The sequence below is a fragment of the Agrobacterium sp. BT-220-3 genome, from assembly GCF_025910175.1.
GTDB lineage: Bacteria > Pseudomonadota > Alphaproteobacteria > Rhizobiales > Rhizobiaceae > Agrobacterium > Agrobacterium oryzihabitans.
Window position 1 is genome coordinate 1 of the sequence record NZ_JAPAIX010000049.1, and the last position, 682, is coordinate 682.

Below are 682 nucleotides of genomic sequence, written 5' to 3' on the forward strand. Positions count from 1 at the left end.
CCGGTTCCCGTTAAGCCTGCGGCTGGTGGAAGAAATGCTGCTGGAGCGCGGCATCGTCGTGTCCTACGAAACGATCCGGCGCTGGGGCCGGAAATTCGGTGCGGCCTACGCAAAGCGACTGCGCAGAAAGACGCCGTCGCGAGAGGATATCTGGCATCTGGACGAAGTGGTCGTAACGATCGGCGGGCGAAAGCATTGGCTTTGGCGAGCCGTCGACCAGGACGGATATGTTCTCGACGAGATCGTGCAGACCCGTCGAGACACCAAGGCTGCCAAGCGATTGCTGATCAGGCTGCTGAAGAAGCAAGCCCTCGCGCCAAAGAGGATTGTCACCGATAAACTGCGTTCATACGGGGCGGCAAAGCGAGATGTGATGCCGGCCATTGAACATAGATCACACAAGGGCCTTAGCAACCGTGCGGAAAATTCCCATCTGCCGCTGCGAAAACGAGAACGAATGATGCAGGGTTTCCGATCCGTCGGCAGTCTGCAACAATTTGTCCCCGTGTTTTCAGCGGTTAGAAATGATTTCGTCCCGTCGCATCAAAAACATTCCGCCCTCGCCACCCACATTCATCGGATCCGCGCCATGGCGCACTGGAAGGCCGTGACCGGCGCAACTGCCTGAGTTTAACTGAAAGCGCTTCGTCCGGCCTCAGTCGAACAACGTGACAACGCCGGC

At 57.9% G+C, this 682-nt stretch carries 1 protein-coding gene; it reads left to right on the forward strand.

All coding sequences use genetic code 11. The features are described 5' to 3' along the window. A partial coding sequence (locus OK142_RS25225; protein WP_498685725.1) for an IS6 family transposase occupies positions 1-628 on the forward strand: 628 nt, incomplete at its 5' end. Positions 629-682: the final 54 nt, after the last annotated feature.